Here is an 18,842-nt window from a genome sequence, read left to right as displayed (position 1 = left end):
GGGCCGCCCGTTCAGGAGGCGGCGGACCCTTCGGCGGCCTGCTCCTGGGCCTCGGCCTCCGCGCACCGCTTGGTGACGACCATGACCGGGCACTGCGCGTGGTGCAGCACAGCCTGGCTCGTCGAGCCGAGCAGCATCCCGGAGAATCCCCCGCGCCCGCGCGAGCCGACGACGATGAGGTCGGCGGCCTGCGAGAACTCGACGAGCAGCTCGGCGCCGGTCCCGTCGAGCACGATCTGCCGGACCTCGAGGCCCGGGCGGCTCTCCACCAGGCGCTGGACCACGAGGTCGAGGTTGGCGGCGGCGTCGGCGAGGACCTGCTCGTGGTCCACCGACGCGGGCAGCCAGGCCAGCACGCCCGCGCCGGACGCGATCGGCACGCCCGCGACGGCGACGAGCTCGCAGCCCCAGAGCCGAGCGAGGTCGGCGGCGTGGCGGAGCGCTGCCTCGGAGGTCGGCGAGCCGTCGACCCCCGCGATGATGCGCTCGGGGTGGCGCACCGGCGGCAGCTCGTCCGGAGACTCCGGCGCCCGCTCGCCGTCGGGCGTGCGGAGCGGCACGACGACCGTGGCGCACCGCGCGTGCGCCGGGAGGGCCGAGGAGACCGTGCCGAGGAGCCGGCCGGCGAATCCTCCGCGTCCGCGGGTGCCGACGACGGCCAGCACGTGCTCCTCGCTGAGGTCGACCAGCACCCCGGTCGCATCGCCCGCGGCGAGCGAGGCCGTCACCTGGACGCCGCTCGTCCGGACCCGGGCGACGGCCTCGTCGAGGACGGCCTTGGCGCCCGCCTGGACGGCGTCGTCGTCGATGGGCACGTAACCGCCGTCGAGGGACGCCGAGGTGAGGGTCGGCAGGTAGTACGAGCACACGAGATGCAGGCCCAGCCCGGCCTCGGCGGCGTACATCGTCGCCCAGTCGAGGGCGTGCAGGCTCGGCGCCGACCCGTCGACGCCGACGAGAACGCTCTTTGCGCGCGTCATACCCCCAGCCTACCGACTGCTGGGGCAAGAGACGAGCGCCCCGGCCGCCAGATGGCGGCCGGGGCGCTCGATGCGTTCTGGCGTCAGCCGACGCGGATGAACGTGGGGTTCGTCTGCCACATGGCGCGGAACTGGATCGACTTGCCCGGACGGGGGGCGTCGATGATCGTGTTGCCGCCCGCGTAGATGGCGATGTGGCCCGGCGTCCAGATGAGGTCGCCCGGCTTGGCCTCGGCACGCGAGATGACCGTGCCCGCATAGTGCTGGGCCGACGACGTGCGCGGCAGCGAGATGCCGATCTGCGCGTACACGTACGAGGTGAAGCCCGAGCAGTCGAAGCCCGACGGCGTGGTGCCGCCGTAGACGTAGGGGACGCCCACGTAGCGGCTGGCGATCGCGATGATCTTGGAGCCGTTGGCCGAGGACGGGATCGAGGCGCTGCTCGACGAGCTGCTCGAGGACGAGGTGTCGGTGCTCGACGAGCTCGACGAGCTGCTCGAGTCGGTCGACGTGAGGGCCGTGCGGACCTCGGAGCGGCTCGCGGCCTGGACGGTGCGGTGGACGACGGGCTCGGGGGCCGGCGTGACCTTGACGGACGCGGCGTCGGCGGTCCACTTGACGTGCTTGGTGACCGTGACCGTCTTGGACGTCTGCAGCTCGGCCTTGGCGGCCGCGGTGAGGGCGTCGAGGTCGACGGTGCTGAGCTTGCCCGAGTTGTCGGTGTGCGTCGTGGCCGCCTGGGCGGCGGGACCGCCGAGCATCGAGACCAGAAGGCCCGACGACGCAGCGACGACGGCGGTACGGCGACCCACGGTCGAGAGGCTGCCGGTCGCGGCGCTCGCCAGGGTTGCCAGAGGGGTTACGGGGCGACGCGCCGCACGATGGCGGGCGCGAGTGGTGCTCGTGCTCACTCGTTCTCTCCTTTGACGCCTACGAGGTCAGCTGTCGGGTTCGGGTGGGAGAAACACCCGGCCTCCGGTACCTTGCGGTACCTCGGGCTTCACCCCAAGGAAGTCGTCTCCGACTCCCGTTCGTGGGTCCCCCGTCCCTGTCGTCCAACTCGCTGGGACCCTCGCGGAGTGACAGGGCTCGGCGCTCTCCGTGAGGGCTCCGACGACGTCTGCCGCCGGAACTGCCCCTGAACGTACACGACCCCGCGGCGAATGTCACGCCCCGGTCACGGCGTTCGTTCGGGACTCGTCCGAACTGGTACGGAGGTCCCGGAGCGCCGTCGGCGAGGGGTCAGCCGGCGGCCACGAAGACGTGCCGGGAGACGTCGTCCGCGAGCGCGAGCGGCTTCTCGGCGTCGCCCCCGCGGACCGACAGCATCCCGCCGTCCCACACGGCCTCGACCGCCGCCCCGGGCAGGATCCCGGCCTCGGCGAGGCGCGCGAGGAGCTCGACGTCGGGCTGCAGGGGCTCGCCCAGGCGCCGGACGTCCGCCCGGACGACCTCGACCGTCCCCTGGGCCGGGCGAGCGACGTCGAGCAGCGGGACGACGCCCTCGAGGAAGTCCTCGTGCGTCGGCTCCTCGCCCAGCTCGGAGAGGCCCGGGATGGGGTTGCCGTAGGGCGAGAAGTGCGGGTGACCCAGCAGCTCGGCCAGGCGCTTCTCCACGCGGTCGCTCATGACGTGCTCCCAACGGCACGCCTCCTCGTGGACGTACTCCCAGTCCAGCCCGACGACGTCGGTCAGGAGCCGCTCCGCGAGCCGGTGCTTGCGCATCACGCGCATGGCCTTGGTGGAGCCGAGCTCGGTCAGCTCGAGGTGGCGGTCCCCCGTCACGACGACGAGCCCGTCCCGCTCCATGCGGGCGACCGTCTGGGAGACGGTCGGGCCGGAGTGCCCCAGGCGCTCCGCGATCCGGGCACGCAGCGGGACGATGCCTTCCTCGACGAGCTCGTAGATCGTCTTGAGGTACATCTCGGTGGTGTCGATGAGATCGCTCACTGCTGCTCCCTGAAGCGTCGGTGGCCCCCAGTCTAGGGCGGGCCACCCACCGGAATCGGGTACGGGCGCCGGGGCCGCTCCCCTACCCTGGGCCTGTGCCCACCACTCCCGCAGCCATCCGGATCCCGAGCGACCTGCTGCCCGCGGACGGCCGCTTCGGCGCCGGTCCCAGCAAGGTGCGCGACGCGCAGGTGAGCGCACTCGCCGCTGCCGGCCGCACGCCGCTCGGCACCTCCCACCGCCAGGAGCCGGTGCGCAGCCTCGTCCGCCGGGTCCGCACGGGTCTCGCCGAGCTGTTCGCGCTGCCCGAGGGGTACGAGGTCGCGCTCGGCAACGGCGGCTCGACCGCGTTCTGGGACGTCGCGACCTTCTGCCTCGTGCGCTCGAAGGCCCAGCACGCGTCGTTCGGCGAGTTCGGCGCCAAGTTCGCGACGGCGACGTCGCGCGCGCCGTTCCTCGAGGCGTCGAGCGTCGTCGAGGCCTCGGCGGGCACGGTCGCCCGCTGCCGGCCCGAGGACGGCGTCGACGTCTACGCCTGGCCGCACAACGAGACCTCGACGGGCGCCGTGAGCCCGGTCGAGCGTGTCCCCGGCTCGCGGGAGGCCGGGGCGCTGACCGTCGTCGACGGGACGTCGGCCGCCGGCGGCCTCGCCGTCGACGTCGCCCAGGCCGACGCCTACTACTTCGCGCCGCAGAAGTCGTTCGGCTCGGACGGCGGGCTGTGGCTCGCCCTCCTCTCGCCCGACGCCGTCGAGCGCGCCGCGGGACTCGAGGCGGACCGCTGGGTCCCGGAGTTCCTCTCGCTCACCACTGCGCTCGCGAACTCGCGCCAGGACCAGACCCTCAACACCCCCGCGATCGCGACCCTCCTGCTCATGGCCGAGCAGATCGAGTGGATGCTCGAGCAGGGCGGCCTCGCGTGGACGACGGCGCGCACCGCCGCGTCCGCGGCGCACCTCTACGGGTGGGCCGAGGCCCGGCCGTGGGCGACGCCGTTCGTCGCCGACCCCGCGGAGCGTTCGAACGTCGTCGGGACCGTCGACCTCGACGACGCGGTCCCCGCCACCGACGTGCTGGCCGCGCTGCGCGCGAACGGCGTCGTCGACGCCTTCGCGTACCGCAAGCTGGGTCGCAACCAGCTCCGCGTCGCCATGTTCCCCGCCATCGAGCCCGACGACGTCGCCGCGCTCACCGCGTGCGTCGACTTCGTGGTCGAGCAGCTGGGCTGAGCGCCCGACCCGCGAGCCCGCTCAGGCCGCCGCGGAGCGCGCCTGCGTGTCCTGCTCGTCGAGCTCGCGCTCGGCCTCGGCGCGAGCCGCCCGGGCCGCGGGCACGGGGACCGCTGCGCCGTCGTCGGCGTCCAGGTAGCGCACCACGAGGTGCGGGCGCGTCGCGACCCGGTACCGGACCTGCACGTGCCAGTGGCGAAGGACCCAGATCCCCGCCCCCACGGACACGAGCAGCGCCGTCACCGAGCCGATGCCGATGGACCAGCGCGCCCCGAACTGCTCGCCGATCCAGCCGACGATCGGGGACCCGATGGGCGTCGCGCCCTGGAAGACCATCATGTAGAGCGACATGACGCGGCCGCGCATCTCCGGCTCGGTCGACATCTGGATGGTCGCGTTGGCCGCCGTCATCATCGTGAGGCTCGCGAGCCCGACCGGGATGCACAGCACCGCGAAGCTCGCGTAGGTCGGCGCGAGCGCCAGCGCCGCCGTCGCGAGGCCGAACCCGAACGCCGCCCCCACCACGAGCCGCACCCGGGGCCGTTCGCGCCGCGCCGCGAGGAGCGCGCCCGCGAGCGAACCGATCGCGAGGATCGACCCGAGGATGCCGTACTCCCTCGCGCCCTTGTCGAAGACCGTGCGCGCCATCGTGGCCGACGTGAGCTGGAAGTTCAGCCCGAACATCGACACCACGCCGACGACGGCCATGATCACGACGATGTCCGTGCGCCCCCGCACATACCTGAACCCCTCGCGGACCTGGCCCTTGCGACGGCTCGCCACGGGCATGCTGCGCAGCTCGCGGGTCCGCATCTGCGTGAGCGCGAGGATCGTCGCCGCGAACGACACCCCGTTGATGATGAAGACCCACCCCGGACCGACCGCGGCGATGAGCAGGCCGCCGACGCCCGGCCCGATCAGGCGCGCGGCGTTGAACGACGCGCTGTTGAGGCCGACGGCGTTCGACAGCTTGTCCGTCGGGACGAGCTGCGCGACGAACGTCTGCCGCACCGGCGCGTCGATCGTCGCGACGACGCCGAGCGCGAACGCGAACGCGTACACGTGCCACAGCTCGACCGTCCCGGTCAGCACGAGCGCCCCGAGCCCGAACGCGAGCAGGCCCTGCGACGCCTGCGTGACGCCGAGGAGCTTGCGGCGGTCGAACCGGTCGGCGAGCAGGCCGCCCAGCGGCGCGAAGAGGAGGAACGGCAGGAACTGCAGCGCCGTCACGACGCCGACGGCGAAGCTCGAGTTGTGCGAGAGGACCGTGAGAACCAGCCAGTCCTGGGCGACACGCTGCATCCACGTGCCCACGTTGGCGACGAGCGCGCCCGAGAACCAGAGCCGGTAGTTGAAGTAGCGCAGCGAGGAGAAGGTGCTCACCGAGCGGCCACCTCCAGCAGGATCTCGGCGGCCTGGTGGAGCGTCTCGCGCTGTGCGGGCGTGAGGTCGTCGAGCTGGACCGAGAGCCACGCGTCGCGGCGGCGGCGGGTCTCGACGATCTCGCGGTTCCCCTCGTCGGTGAGCTCGACGACGACCTGACGACCGTCGTCGGGGTTGCCGCTCTTGCGGACGAACCCGCGCTCGACGAGCGCGTTGACCGTGCGCGTCATCGACGGCGGCTTGACCCGCTCGTGGTCTGCGAGGGCACCCGGCGTCAGGGCGCCGTGCTTGCCGAGGGTGGTGAGGACGGCGTGCTGACCCTCTGTGATGTCGGCGGTCGCGCGCTGCTGCTTGAGGCGCCGGGTCACGCGAAAAAGAGCCACGCGCAGCTCGGCTGCGGGGCTCTCCGGGAGGGTCTGCGTCGCCGGATCAGCGGTCGCGACAAGGGGTTCAGGTTCGGGCACGCTCGTTACCCTACGCTCATTACCCTTGCTAATCAAATTGTTCCGACCGACCAGCTCCGAGCCGCACCGACCACGCCGAGGTAGACGAGCGGCCCGCCTGCCTCGCGGAGAAGGTGACGACGACGCGGGGGCGTGGGTCGGGTGAGGGGCGCCCACCCGACCACGGACGCCGAGATCAGGGCACGTACGCCACCGTCACGCGCCCCTCGCCGCACACGCTCAGCGTCCCCGCGGCGTCGGGCACGAACACGGACTCTCCGGCCGCGACGGTGCACGTGTCGGCGCCGGCCCCGGCGCGCAGGCGCAGCACCCCGCCCAGGGCGAGCACGACGCGCGGGCCCTCCCCGGGCAGCGCGAGCTCGCCGTCCACGGGGAGCACGTCGCCGACGACGAGGCCGAACTCGCGGATGGGCACGCGATAGGTGGTAAGCCCGCGGGCGAGCCGGCTCGTGGCGGGTCGGGGCGGTGGCGCCGGGACGAAGTCGGAGCACTCGAGCAGCGCGTCGACGTCGACGCGCTTGTGCGTGAGGCCGGCGCGGAGCACGTTGTCGGAGCTCGCCATGATCTCGACACCCGCGCCGCGCACGTAGGCGTGGACCTGCCCGGGCGCGAGGAACACCGCCTCGCCGGGCTCGAGCGTGAACACGTTGAGCAGGTAGGACGCGAGGACGCCGGGGTCGCCCGGGTACTGCTCGCCGAGCCGGAGCGCGACCGCGTCGGCCCGCGCGCGCACGGCGGCGGCCGCGCCGCCGGGCGCCCCCTCCGTCGCGCCCGACGCCGCGGCCTCGCCACCGCCGCCCGCCCGTCGCCCGACCGAGGCGAGGCTCCGGTCGAGGTCGGGGGCTGCGTCGTCGGCGGTGCGGGCGTGGACGGCGAGCTCGAACGCTCGGCGGACGGCGTCGGCGCTGCGCCCGCGGCCGAGCGCGTCGCGCATCCGCCCGACGAGCGTGCCGTCGAGGCCGGCGAGGAGAGCGAGCGCCTGGCGCGGTCGCCGGAAGCCCGCAAGGCCCTCGAACGGCGTCAGCGCGACGATCATCTCGGGCTTGTGCTGGTCGTCGCGGAACGAGCGCTCGGGGGCGCCGAGCGGCACCCCCGCGGCGTTCTCGCGGTTGAAGCCGGCGCGGGCGAGGTGGGGGCGCGGGTGGACCTGCAGGGAGAGCCCGCGCTCGGCCGCGAGCACCTTGAGCAGGTAGGGCAGCCGGGGTCCGTACGTGTCCTGGACCCGCTGCCCGAGGGTGGCGACCGGGTCGTCGCGCACGAGATCCACGAGGCTCGTCGCCGTGCCGTCGTGCACCGTCAGCGACGGCGCGACCGGGTGGGCGCCGAGCCAGAGCTCGGCCGCGGGCGCGCCGTCGACGTCCAGGCCGAGGAGCTGCTGGATGACGTGCGTCGATCCCCAGTCGTACGGCTGGACGGTGTTCCGGAGCGGGTAGAAGCTCTGCATCGTGGCGGGCGCCCGCTCAGGCGTTGAGGAGCTCCCGGATGGGCCCGAGCGCGAAGTACACGACGAACGCGGCCCCCGCGATCCACATGAGCGGGTGCACCTTGCGCGCCTTGCCGACGGCGATCTGCAGGACGACGTACGCGACGAAGCCCGCGCCCATGCCCGTGGTGATCGAGTAGGTGAACGGCATCAGGACGATCGTCAGGAAGGCCGGGATCGCGACCTCCCAGTGCTTCCAGTCGATGCCGGAGACCTGGGTCATCATGAGGAAGCCGACGACGACGAGCGCCGGGGTCGCGGCCTCGTAGGGCACCATCGCGACGAGCGGGGACAGGAAGGTGGCGAGCAGGAACGCGATGCCGGTCGTGACGCTCGCGAGGCCGGTGCGGGCGCCGTCGCCGACTCCGACCGTGGACTCGACGTAGGCCGTGTTCGAGGACACCGACCCGACGCCGCCGGCGACCGCCGCGACGGAGTCGACGACGAGGATCTTCTTGGTGCCGATCGGGTCGCCCTGCGCGTCGAGGAGCTTGCCCTCGGTCCCGACGGCGACCATCGTGCCCATCGTGTCGAAGAAGTCGGCGAGCACGAGCGAGAAGACCAGCAGCACGACGGTGAGGATCCCGAGCTCCCGGAACCCGCCGGTGAGCGAGAAGTGCCCGACGATCGAGAAGTCCGGCAGGTCGACGACCTTGTCGGGCCACTCGGGCACGTCGAGCGACCAGCCGCGGGGGTTCTTGTCGCTCTGCGCGCCGATGGCGAACGCGGCCTGCAGGATCGCCGCCGCGACGGTCATCACGATGATCGAGATGAGGATCGCGCCGCGCACCTTGCGCACCATGAGGACGAGCGTGAGCAGCAGCCCGACGACGAACACGAGCAGCGGCCACCCGGCGAGCGATCCGTCGATGCCGAGCTGCAGCGGCGTGCCGTTGCCGGTCCGGACGAACCCGGAGTCGAAGAAGCCGAGGAGCGCGATGAACAGGCCGATGCCCACGCTGATCGCGACCTTCAGCTCGCGAGGCACGGCCCGGAACATCGCGGTCCGGAACCCGGTGAGGACCAGCACGAGCATGACGACACCCTCGAGCACCACGAGGCCCATGGCGTCGGCCCAGGTCATGCCGGGCTGCGCGGCGATCGAGAAGGCGACGACCGCGTTGAGGCCGAGGCCGGTCGCGATCGAGAGCGGGAAGTTCGCGATCGAACCCATGAGGATCGACATGACGCCGGCCACGAGCGCCGTGGTCGCGGCGATGGTGGCGCGGCCGTCGGCCCCGCCGAGGAACGCGCCGGTGCCGTCCTTGCCCCCGAGGATCAGGGGGTTGAGGGCGATGATGTAGCACATCGAGAAGAAGGTGACGAGGCCACCCCGGATCTCGGTGCCGACCGTGGAGCCCCGCTCGGTGATCCTGAAGAACCGGTCGATGGCGGAGCGCTGCGCGGTGGGGGCGGCGGACGTCATGGGAGCATCGTGCCAGATTCCGGCGGTCCGACGGCGCGCGCACCGGCGGCGACGCCCGCGGTGCCGGCCTGCTCAGAACGCGCCGTCGCCCCGGAGCACGGCCTTCGCGGTCCGCCCCAGGATCACGAGGTCCCCGAACAGCGTCCAGTTCTCGACGTAGTAGACGTCGAGGCGGACGCTCTGCTCCCAGGACAGCTCCGACCGGCCGCTGGTCTGCCACAGGCCGGTCATGCCGGGCTTGACGAGCAGCCGCCGTCGGACGTCCTGCTCGTACGCGGAGACCTCGCCGGGCAGCGGCGGACGCGGGCCGACGAGGCTCATGTCGCCGCGGAGCACGTTGAGCAGCTGCGGGAGCTCGTCGAGCGAGTACCGGCGCAGCAGCTGCCCGACCCCGGTCACGCGGGGGTCGTCGCGGATCTTGAACAGCGGCCCGGCGGCCTCGTTGAGGTCGGCGAGCGCGTCCACCTCCGCCTCGGCGCCCACGCGCATCGAGCGGAACTTGTACATGGGGAACAGGGTCCCGTTGCGTCCGACGCGCTGCTGCGAGAACAGCACCGGGCCGCGGCTGGTGACCTTCACGGCGACCGCCACGACCAGGAGGACCGGGCTGAGGGCCACCGCGAGCAGGAACGCGCCGAACCAGTCGGTCAGGGCCTTGAGCCAGTACCTGCCGCCCGTGAACCGGGGCGCCTCGACGTGGACCAGGGCGGCGTTCTCCGCGGGGGTGACCGCGATCCGCGGCCCCGCGACGTCGGCGAGCGCCGCCGTCAGCATGAGGTCGACGCCCGAGGGCTCGAGCTCCCACCCGAGGCGGCGGACGACGTCCTTGGTGAGCGCGCCCGAGCCGGTGACGGCGACGGTGTCGACGCCGATCGTGCCGGCGATCTCGGCGGCGCCGAACACGTCCCCGAGGACGGGCACGCCCTGCACGTCGGGGCCGTCGGCGAGCTCCGCCACGGGCACGCACGCGCCGACGACGCGGTAGCCGGAGTCGCGCCGGTTGTTGAGGTCGGCGACGAGGTCCTCGACGTGGGACCGGTGCCCGATCGCGAGCACGGTCGACATGCACAGGCCCTCGTCGCGCCGGCGGTGCAGCCACTGCCGCCACGCGTACCGCCCGACGAGCAGCGTGAGCAGGCCGAGGGGCGCGGCGACCGCGATGTACCCGCGCGTGCTGTACTCCCGCACGACGAACGCCACGATCGCGAGCGCGGCGAAGAACCGCCAGGTCGCGCCGAAGACCCGCTGGTACTCGGTCGAGCCCGCGCCCACGACCTTGACGTCGCGCGACTTCGTGTACGCGAGGAGCGCGAACCAGCACACGGCGATGGCCGCGGCGCGCACCGGGTCGTGCCAGGTGAGGCCGTCGTCGGGCCGGCCCGCGACGATGCCGCGCCAGCGGACGATGTAGCCCACCACCACGGAGAACAGGATCGCGGCGGCGTCGGTCAGGAGCAGGCGACGGCGGAAGGACGCGTACCAGCGCGACCGGTCGACCTCGGCGCGGGCGGCACGGACGCGGGCCCGCCGGCGCGCCTCGGTCGCGCGAGGCGAGGAGCCGCGGAAGCGGTCGGCGACGATGCCCGCCACGTTGTTCCTTCCGATCGCGCGAGTCGTTGCTGCGCCCCCCGGAGGAGCCGCGACCGCCTTCGGGTCCGCGGCGCCCGGGACTGCCGGGCGGCCCGTCCGGACCGGGAGAAGGACCTATGAGACGTGAGCGAGACTACCGCCCGCGCGATACCTCCCAGCGACGTCAGGACCTACTTTCACCCGGATGAACTGGACGAGTGTCCAACTTCGTCCCCCGGCGTTCCCGCGCAGGTCGCAGGGGCCGTCCGCTGGACTAGTCTCGACGTCGTGCCCTCCCTGAAGGACGTCGTCCTCCACCCCGACCGCCGCCGGGCAGAACCGCCCGCCGAGCGCGTCGACCTGCGACCCCCGATCTGGCTCGGGATCGCCGCGTGGGCGGTCACGCTCGTCGTCGCCGTCGTGCTCCAGGCGACGGACACGGTGACCGGCGGCCGGCTCGTCGCGACCGCGTGCGCCGGCCTCGCCCTGGGCCTCGTCGGGCTGTGGTGGGAGCGCCGCAACCGGAACCGCTACCGGGGCTGACGCACCAGATCGCCGACGGTGACGTCAGTCCCAGGCGCTCTCGGCGACGAGCGCGTCGGCGGCGTCCGGGTCGGCCAGCGCCGCGGCCAACGCGTGCCGCAGGGTCCAGTCGCCCGCGGCGAGCGCGAGGCCCCGCGCCAGCCCGTCGGTCGTGGTCGCGTGCACGACGACGTCCGGGGCCTCCCCCGGCTGGCTCGCCGCGCGCGTCACCCACCACGGGACACGGTGGCCGGCCACGACGAGGCGGTCGTGGCGGACCGCCGCGACCGCGAGCCCCGGCACGAGCGCGGCGACGCCCGGCGGCAGCTCCCACGGGCGTCCCGCGTCGGTTGCGCTGCCCGCCTCGTCACCGTCGGCGAACCCCGCGTCGCCGTCGGCGGAAGCGACGTCCCCGTCGGGCAGGACGTCGTCGGTCTGCACGTCGAGGTCGAGCGCGTCGGCGACGGCGTCGACCTCGCCCGGCGACGCCGGCACCACGGGGCCGAGCACCGCGGCGTGCGGGCCGGACGCGACGCGCGCGTCCGCGGGCTCCACGATGCGTGCCCGCGGACGCCCGCCGTCGTCGAGCACGAGCGCGAGGACGCGGTCCGGCGGCGGGTCCCACACGGCACCGTCCGCGGCCGCCGACCTCAGCGCACGCCAGAGCGCCGCCGCATCGGAGAGGGGCACCTGCGCGCCGGCGTCGCGGTCGGCGAGGCGGTCGAGGACGTCGCCGAGCGCGTCGCCGTCGAGCGCGTCGAGGCCCCGGACCGCGCCGAGCGCCTCCGCGACCCGGGGGTCCGCGAGGGCGTCACCGAGCCCGGCGGCACCCGGCGCGGTCTCGTCGAGCGTGGGCACGAACGGCACATGAGCCGCCCCCGCGACGCCCGGCGGGACCGTGAACGGGGCGCCCAGCCTCGCCCGGAACCACGCGGCGAGGTGCGAGGGCTCGCCGAGCGGCCGCGCGAGCAGGGCCGCGCGCAGGTGCGGCTCGCCCAGGACGTGCCGCACGACCTCGGCCGTGGCCCCGTCCGGCACGGCGTCGAGCGGCACGACGACGTCCACCTCGTCGACGAGCGTGCCGCCGCCCACGCGGTCGGCGAGCGTCTCGAGGTGCTCGAGGACGTCGTCGCCGAGCAGGTCGTCGAGGCCGTCGGGCAGGGTGGCATCCTCGCCCGGCCCCGGCAGGACGACGTCCCGCAGGGTCATGACGTCGAGGTCGGCGTGGGCGCCGAGCGCGACGGCGTCGCCGGCCAGGGCGTTGGCGAGGTCGGTGGCGTCGGTGGTCGTGGCGGGGAGCAGCGCGTCGAGGTCGAGGAGGTCGAGGTCGAGCACGTCCGCGGCCCACGTCCCGGGAACGGCGAGGTCGCCGGCGGGCTGCGGGGCGACGGGCTCCTGCGTCTCGCGGTCGAGCGCGGGGAGCAGCACCGCCGCGAGGTGCCGCGGGAGCGTCGTCGTCGGGTGCGCGCGGCGGACGGCCCCGACGAGCGCAAGGAGGTGGGCGGCGGCGTCGTCGGATGCCTCCCCCTCGTCGGCGGCGCGCAGGATCGCGGCCCGGACGGCGGGGAGGTCGAGGACCGCCGGGTCGTCGGGCGCGAGGGCGCCGAGGTCGTGGAGCACCGGGTGGGCGGCGTCGGGGTGGACGACGGGCACGCTCCAGGCGCGGAACGCCTCGAGCACCTCGTCGGGCGCCGCCCCCGCGACGACGCCCCGCGCGCCCCGCACGGTGGTCGCCGGCGCCGTGGCGGCCCGCGACCCACCGGGCCCGTCCGCGGACCGCACGACGGGCACGGGCAGGGCGGCGAGCGCCTCGCGCACGTCGGGGTCGGACGCGTAGGGGGCGAGCGCGGCCAGGGCGCGCCCCCAGCCCCCGGGCGGGAGGCCGGGGGCGAGGTCCTCGACGACGTCCGCGAGCGGCCGCACGGACACCCCGAGCGGCCGGGCCGCGGCCCGGGCGGACGGCGGCAGGACGACGAGCCCGTGGAGGGCGGGGCGCAGAGCGTCGACCACCGCGGCGTCCGACCCGACGGGGCCCTCGATCGCGACCGCCTCGCGCGCGGGCGTCCCGTCGAAGAGCGGCGCGTCCCGCAGCGCCGAGATCGCGGCGTCCTGCACGACGGCGTCGGCCCACCCGGCGGGCACGCCGGTAGGGACGAGGGCGAGCGCGGCGGCGGGATGCTCGCGCGCCATCTCGGCGACCGTGCGGGCGAACAGGCCTCCCGCCTCGCGTGCGACGTGCTCGGCGAGGGGTCCCTCGACCACGTGGCGGCGGGTGGCGTCGAGCGGGAGCGTCGCGACCAGGACCCCGGGCAGGGACGTGCGGTCCGCCGTCGGGGTCGGGGCGTGCACGACGCCGGAGACGACCGCGCCCCTCGCCGCGTCACCCACGGGCAGCGCCCACGTGACGCTCCACCCGGTGCGGCCGCGCTCCTCGACGGGGCGGTCGGCGAGGAGCTCCGCCGGCACCGTGCCGTGGGCGGTCGCGACCCGCCAGCCGCGCGCCGGCGAGAACGCGTCCCGCTCGATCACCCGCGGCTCGCCGTGCACGTCCACCCGGATGGCGTCGAGCGCGCCGAGCGCGAGCAGGAGCGCTGCGTCGAGGTCGTCGAGCTGGCGGCGCACCGCGGCCACCGCGTCCGCGTCGCGCAGCGCGAGCACGACGGCGGTCGTGCGGCCGTGCGCGGGCAGCCCGTCCGCGCCCAGGGACGCGGCGAGAGTCGCGGCGTCGGCGGCGGCGAGCGGGAACGGGACGCGCAGGACGGGCAGCGCCTCGCCGCGCCCGGGCAGCCGGTCCTCCAGACCGGCCTCGGCGAGCAGCGCGCGCGTCCCCGCGAGGGAGAACCCGACCCCGCGGACGTCGCCGCCCGCCCCGGGGTCGCGCGTCAGGACGGCGACGTCGTCGGAGACGGACCGCACGGCGGCGAACCCGACGCCGAACCGCCCGACGGCTCCCCCGCCGTCGCCCGCACGCTCCCCCGACTTGGTCGACGCGCGGAGCGACGCGAGCGAGGCGACGCCGTCGGCGGTGAGCGGGGCGCCCGTGTTCTCGGCGACCAGATAGCCGGCCCGGTCGGCGGACGCCGGGACGACCAGCCGGAGCGTCAGCTCGCCGGGCGGGTCCCCACCGGCGGCCGCGTCGGCGGCGTTCTGCGCGAGCTCGACGACGACGCGGTCGCGGTACCACCCGCGCGCGTGGTCCTCCTCGAGGTTGGCGTCCTCGCGCAGGCGCGTGGGCGAGGACTGCCAGGCCCGGACGGCGGCGTCCCGCAGGAGCGCGGTGCCGAACGGGTCGGCGGGGGCGTCGCTCACGGCGCGGGCGTGGTCTCCTCGGCCGACGCCTCGTCCGGCTCCGGGGCCGCGGGCTCGTTCTCCGCCGGTGCCTGGGCGGCGGGCGGCTCGGATGCGGCCTCGACGTCGATGCTGAGCTCGTCGATCAACGGGTCCGCGGCGGGCCAGTCGCTCGCGTGCTTCGGGACGTCCGTCTCGGAGTGCGCGCCGCAGCCGTGGTCGAGACTGACGACCTTGCCGTCGTCGGGCGACCAGGCGTTCGCGCACACGCCGAAGACCTGGCCGAGCGCACCCTGGAGGGGCACGAGGAACCCGCAGGAGCCGCACTCCGCGTCGGCCGCGACCGCGCCGGGCGTCGTCGGGCCGCGGGTGCCGCGGTACCAGCGCTCGGCGGCCTCGTCACGGCCCTGCGGGCCGAGCACGCGGGCCCGCGCGAGGGCGAGCTCCTCGATCGCGACCCTGCCTTCTTCGTCCTCCGCTCCGCCCTCCCTGGGCGTGTACCCGGGGACGAGGCGAGGGTCGTCGGCGAGGAACGGCAGCACGTCGCCCGTGCCCACGTCACCCGGGCGCAGGCGCTCCGACCAGGGCAGCCACGCGGGCGCGAGCAGCGCGCCGTCGCCGGGCAGCAGCGCGACCTCGCAGACGGTGGCCGTCCGCCCGCGCGGGACGCGCGACACGCTGACGGACCAGTACCAGCCGGTGTACCCGCGCATCGTGCACGCGAAGCGGTGCGTCGCGAACCGGTCCGCGTCGACCGAGACCCCGAGGTGCTCGCCCACGTCGGACGCGGACTCCGCATCCTGCTGGGCGGCCTCGAGCGCGAGCTCGACGGCGCCCTCGAGCACGGCGTCGTGGCCACGCGCGGCGCGGGTCGTGCGCGCCGCCGTGGAGCGGGGCTTGGTCGTGGCCGCCATGTCAGGCCTCGAGGTCGTCCGCGACGGCCCGGAGCACGGTCGCGACCTTCGTCGCGGCGCCCTTCTCGGGGTACCGACCGCGGCGCAGGCCGTTGCCGACGCTGTCGAGCAGCTTGATGAGATCCTCGACGATGACGGCCATGTCGTCTGCGGGCTTGCGCTTCTGGATGCGCTGGGCGCGCTCGACCGACGGCGCCGGCTCGAGGAGGCGGACGCCCATGGCCTGCGGGCCGCGGCGGCCGTCGGCGACGCCGAACTCGACCTTGGCGCCGGGCTTCACGTTCGCGGCGTCGGGCAGCTCGTTGGCGTGCACGAAGACCTCGCCGCCCTCGTCGGACGCGATGAAGCCGAAGCCTTTCGTGGTGTCGAACCACTTGACCTTGCCGGTGGGCACGTAGAACCTCTGCTGTGTCGTCGGGAATGCTCAGCGCTTCAGCCTACCGGGCGCAGGCGCCCGCGGGCCACGGAGCTCGTCGGCAGGAGCCAGCCGACCGCGACCGCCTACGCTGGCGTGCGACCGCACACACCGGGGACGGCGGTGTCGCCGTGCCCCCGACGGAGGAGCACCCGTGCCGAAGACGCCGACGGTCTACGACGTCGCCGACCGTGCCGGCGTCTCGATCGCGACGGTCTCGCGCGTGCTGCGACGGCCCGACGACGTCCGGGAGTCCACGCGCGACGTCGTCCTGCGTGCGGTGCGTGAGCTCGGCTACGTGCCCAGCGGCTCGGCCCGCGGGCTCGCGGCCCGTCAGACGGGCGTCCTGGGTCTCTGCTTCCCCGACGTGGACGGCATCGACGACGTCGCCGACCTGCCCGCCCTCCAGCCCACGGGACGCCGGGTCGAGGTGGTGGTCGACCGTGGGCAGGTCGCGGCGTCGCGCTGGTCGAACCTGTACATCGGCGAGGTGATGCGCGGCGCCGAGCTGGAGGCGTGGCGCACGGGGCTGGCCGTGATGATCGCGGTGGCGCGCGGCGCCCGGCGCGACGACGTGGTCGCCGACCTGGCGGGCCGCGTCGACGGGCTCGCGGTGCTCTCCACCACCGTCCCGGACGACGTCCTCGAGCACGTGGAGCGGCGGATCCCCGTCGTGGTGATGGCCGGCCCGCGGCACGGCGACCGGCACGACCACATCAGCGTCGACAACGCCGCCGGGATGCAGGCGCTGACCACGCACCTGCTGACCGACCACGGCGCGCGGGACCTCGCGTTCGTCGGCGGCCCCGCGGGATCGCCCGACGACGCCGACCGGTTCGCGGGCTTCCGCTCCGCCCTCGAGGCGGCGGGCCTCCCGGCACCCGACGACGCCGCGTGGCGGGGGGACTTCACCCGCCCGACGGCGCGCGAGCTGGCGCGGCGGATGCTGGACGCGCGGGACCGCGGCACGCCGCTCCCCGGCGCCCTCGTGTGCTCGAACGACCAGACCGCGCTGGGGATGCTCGACGTGCTGACGGAGGCGGGTGTCCGCGTCCCGGGCGACGTGCTGCTGACCGGGTTCGACGGCATCGACGCCGGCCAGGTCTCCTCCCCGCGCCTGACGACGGTGCGTCAGCCGATGGTCGAGCTCGGCCGCGCGGCGGTCGCGCGCCTGCGGGAACGCATGGCCGATCCCGGCCGTGCGCCGTCGTCGGAGAGCCTGCCGGTGACGGTGATCCTGCGGGAGAGCTGCGGCTGCCACTGAACGGCCCGAGGCTCACCGCCCCCCGTGTTGCGCCGAGAAAATGTATGCGCATACACTCCTGGAATCCCAGCGCGCCGCAGAGGCGTGCGGCCCGTCCAGGGCCTCGACGAAGAGGAGTGGATGACCCATGAAGCGCTCCGTGCGCTCCGCGCGACGACTCGTCGCCGCAGCAGCCGCGGCCGCGGTGCTCGCCACCGCCGCCTGCTCCGCCCCGGTCAAGACCCAGACCGACGCGGGCGCGGGCGCGGGCACCGGCGGCAGCGGTGGCACCGCCACCTCCATGCTGATCGCCGCCGACAACGGCTCTCCGACGTTCGACCGCAACTTCAACCCGTTCTCGTCCGGCAAGCGCAACACGACGACCTACATCTACGAGCCGCTCGTGATCATCAACGAGATGAGCGGCGAGGAGACCCCCTGGCTCGCGACGGGCTACACCCAGCCCGACCCCAAGACGGTCGACTTCGCGATCCGCTCCGGCGTCACGTGGTCGGACGGCAAGCCCTTCACCGCGGCCGACGTGCTCTACACGTTCAACCTGCTGAAGAAGTACCCGCAGCTCGACCTCAAGGGCATCTGGAGCCACATGGCCTCGGCCGAGGTCAAGGGCGACCACGTGGTCGTCCATCTGTCGTCCGCGGACGTCCCGGCGGCCAAGATCATCGCCCAGCAGCTGATCGTCCCCGAGCACCTGTGGAAGGACGTCAAGGACCCGGTCACCTGGACGGACGAGAAGCCAGTCGGGACCGGGCCCTACACCCTCGGCGACTTCACGCCGAACCAGTACACGCTCGTCAAGAACACGAGCTACTGGCAGGCGGACAAGGTGGCCGCGGACACCCTGGTCCAGCCGGCGTCGAACTCCGAGCTCGACCTCGTCAACAAGGGCTACGACTGGGCGTACGCCTTCATGAGCGACGTCGACAAGACGTGGGTCAAGGCCGACCCGAAGCACAACACGTACTGGTTCCCCGCCGGCGCGACGATCGCGCTGATCCCGAACATGACGAAGAAGCCGTACGACGACGTGAACTTCCGCGCCGGCGTGGCCTACGCGCTCGACAAGCAGCAGATCGCCGACAAGGCCGAGCAGGGCTACGTGAAGAAGGCCAGCCAGACCGGCCTCATGCTGCCCGCCCAGGAGAAGATCCTCGACAGCTCCATCCCGAACCAGGGCTACGTCGACCCCGACGCGACCAAGGCGCTCGCCGCGTTCGCCAAGGCGGGCTACACGCAGAAGGGCGGCAAGCTCGTCGACGCGTCGGGCAAGCAGCTCAGCATCTCCATCACGACGCCGAACGGCTGGTCCGACTGGCTCCAGGGCGTCCAGCAGGTCAAGACGCAGCTCGGGAAGATCGGCGTCGCGGTGAAGGTCGTGCAGCCGCAGCCCGCCGCGTACCAGCAGGAGCTCCGCTCCGGCGAGTTCGACATGATCATGGGCACCGTCGGCGGCTCCGGCCAGCCGTACCAGGACTACAACGGCCTCATGGGCAAGGAGTTCTACGCCCCGATCGGCAAGACGGCGTCCGGCAACTTCGGCCGGTTCCAGTCGCCGGAGGCCGACGCTCTGCTCGCGAAGCTCAAGACCACCGTCGACCAGGACGCGCAGAACCAGCTGGTCTCCCAGCTCGAGCAGATCACCTACGACCAGTTCCCGATGATCTCCCTGTTCTACGGCGGCTCGTGGGGCCTGTTCTCCACCAAGAAGTTCACGGGCTGGCCCAGCGCCGACGACGCGTACGCGTCGCCCAAGACCTGGGACTCGACGCCGCTGCTGATCCTCACGCACCTCAAGGCCGTCGGCTGACGGCGGTGGGGGGGGGGGGGGCGGGGCCGCCCCCCCCCCCCCCCCCCCCCCCCCCGGGCCCTTCGGCATGTCCCGGCGGGCCGTCAGGACCCGTACACGGGAGCGTCGTTCTGACGATCGGCGCGACGGCGTGAGCTGTCAGAACGAC

The 18,842-nt window shown here is 74.2% G+C and carries 15 protein-coding genes and 1 riboswitch; of the genes, 4 read left to right on the top strand and 11 right to left on the bottom strand.

What is annotated here, in order from left to right; genetic code table 11:
* Positions 1–11: 11 nt before the first annotated feature.
* The 3 genes from ACLQ14_RS07940 to ACLQ14_RS07930 form a co-directional block, all read right to left on the bottom strand.
* The gene (locus ACLQ14_RS07940; RefSeq protein ID WP_425811695.1) at positions 12–980 is read right to left on the bottom strand and encodes a universal stress protein; all 969 of its coding nucleotides are present in this window, start codon (positions 978–980) and stop codon (positions 12–14) included.
* A gap of 83 nt (positions 981–1,063) precedes the next feature.
* Complete coding sequence (locus ACLQ14_RS07935; RefSeq protein WP_425811693.1) at positions 1,064–1,792, bottom strand: C40 family peptidase; 729 nt, start codon at positions 1,790–1,792, stop codon at positions 1,064–1,066.
* Positions 1,793–1,891: 99 nt separating this feature from the next.
* Positions 1,892–2,085: riboswitch (cyclic di-AMP (ydaO/yuaA leader) on the bottom strand.
* Between the two features lie 137 nt (positions 2,086–2,222).
* Positions 2,223–2,930, bottom strand: a complete 708-nt coding sequence (locus tag ACLQ14_RS07930) for a metal-dependent transcriptional regulator (protein WP_425811691.1) — start codon at positions 2,928–2,930, stop codon at positions 2,223–2,225.
* A gap of 95 nt (positions 2,931–3,025) precedes the next feature.
* Here ACLQ14_RS07930 and serC point away from each other — a divergent pair, with 95 nt between their 5' ends.
* Positions 3,026–4,159, top strand: coding sequence for a phosphoserine transaminase (gene serC, locus ACLQ14_RS07925; RefSeq protein ID WP_425811689.1), 1,134 nt, complete (start codon positions 3,026–3,028; stop codon positions 4,157–4,159).
* Positions 4,160–4,180: 21 nt separating this feature from the next.
* Here the strand turns inward: serC and ACLQ14_RS07920 are convergent, their stop codons facing one another.
* The 5 genes from ACLQ14_RS07920 to ACLQ14_RS07900 form a co-directional block, all read right to left on the bottom strand.
* Positions 4,181–5,542: an MFS transporter gene (locus ACLQ14_RS07920; RefSeq protein WP_425811687.1), complete on the bottom strand. Its 1,362-nt coding sequence runs from the start codon at positions 5,540–5,542 to the stop codon at positions 4,181–4,183.
* A complete protein-coding gene (locus ACLQ14_RS07915; RefSeq protein ID WP_425811685.1) occupies positions 5,539–5,925 on the bottom strand; it encodes a MarR family winged helix-turn-helix transcriptional regulator in 387 nt (128 codons plus the stop codon). The genes ACLQ14_RS07920 and ACLQ14_RS07915 overlap by 4 nt, the downstream gene beginning before the upstream one ends.
* Before the next feature lie 256 nt (positions 5,926–6,181).
* Positions 6,182–7,450, bottom strand: coding sequence for a mannose-6-phosphate isomerase, class I (manA, locus tag ACLQ14_RS07910; RefSeq protein WP_425811683.1), 1,269 nt, complete (start codon positions 7,448–7,450; stop codon positions 6,182–6,184).
* 16 nt (positions 7,451–7,466) lie between these two features.
* Positions 7,467–8,915, bottom strand: a complete 1,449-nt coding sequence (locus tag ACLQ14_RS07905) for an NCS2 family permease (RefSeq protein ID WP_425811681.1) — start codon at positions 8,913–8,915, stop codon at positions 7,467–7,469.
* Between the two features lie 72 nt (positions 8,916–8,987).
* On the bottom strand, positions 8,988–10,505 hold the full coding sequence (locus ACLQ14_RS07900) for a sugar transferase (RefSeq protein ID WP_425811679.1): 1,518 nt from the start codon (positions 10,503–10,505) through the stop codon (positions 8,988–8,990).
* Between the two features lie 267 nt (positions 10,506–10,772).
* On the opposite strand from ACLQ14_RS07900, the gene ACLQ14_RS07895 reads away from it, so the two are divergent.
* A complete protein-coding gene (locus ACLQ14_RS07895) occupies positions 10,773–11,027 on the top strand; it encodes a DUF2530 domain-containing protein (RefSeq protein WP_425811677.1) in 255 nt (84 codons plus the stop codon).
* 24 nt (positions 11,028–11,051) lie between these two features.
* Here ACLQ14_RS07895 and ACLQ14_RS07890 read toward each other — a convergent pair whose 3' ends face one another.
* Genes ACLQ14_RS07890 through ACLQ14_RS07880 form a run of 3 tightly spaced genes read right to left on the bottom strand, consistent with a single transcriptional unit; the run spans position 11,052 to position 15,602 of the window.
* Entirely contained in the window at positions 11,052–14,315 is a 3,264-nt protein-coding gene (locus ACLQ14_RS07890; RefSeq protein ID WP_425811675.1) for a sacsin N-terminal ATP-binding-like domain-containing protein, read from the bottom strand.
* On the bottom strand, positions 14,312–15,208 hold the full coding sequence (locus ACLQ14_RS07885; RefSeq protein ID WP_425811673.1) for a DUF3027 domain-containing protein: 897 nt from the start codon (positions 15,206–15,208) through the stop codon (positions 14,312–14,314). Before ACLQ14_RS07885 ends, ACLQ14_RS07890 begins: the two co-directional genes overlap by 4 nt.
* A gap of 1 nt (position 15,209) precedes the next feature.
* The gene (locus ACLQ14_RS07880) at positions 15,210–15,602 is read right to left on the bottom strand and encodes a cold-shock protein (RefSeq protein WP_386799857.1); all 393 of its coding nucleotides are present in this window, start codon (positions 15,600–15,602) and stop codon (positions 15,210–15,212) included.
* A 175-nt stretch (positions 15,603–15,777) separates the two neighbouring features.
* Here ACLQ14_RS07880 and ACLQ14_RS07875 point away from each other — a divergent pair, with 175 nt between their 5' ends.
* Together ACLQ14_RS07875 and ACLQ14_RS07870 are read left to right on the top strand one after the other, a co-directional pair.
* Positions 15,778–16,887 (top strand): LacI family DNA-binding transcriptional regulator, encoded by a 1,110-nt coding sequence (locus tag ACLQ14_RS07875; RefSeq protein WP_425811671.1) that lies wholly within the window; start codon positions 15,778–15,780, stop codon positions 16,885–16,887.
* 127 nt (positions 16,888–17,014) lie between these two features.
* Positions 17,015–18,694, top strand: coding sequence for an ABC transporter substrate-binding protein (locus tag ACLQ14_RS07870; protein WP_425811669.1), 1,680 nt, complete (start codon positions 17,015–17,017; stop codon positions 18,692–18,694).
* Positions 18,695–18,842 lie beyond the last annotated feature (148 nt).

This window comes from Luteimicrobium sp. DT211 (genome assembly GCF_049844995.1).
Taxonomy (GTDB): Bacteria; Actinomycetota; Actinomycetes; order Actinomycetales; family Cellulomonadaceae; genus Luteimicrobium.
The sequence above is the reverse complement of the archived record's forward strand: the minus strand, read 5'-3'. Positions and strand labels throughout refer to the sequence as shown.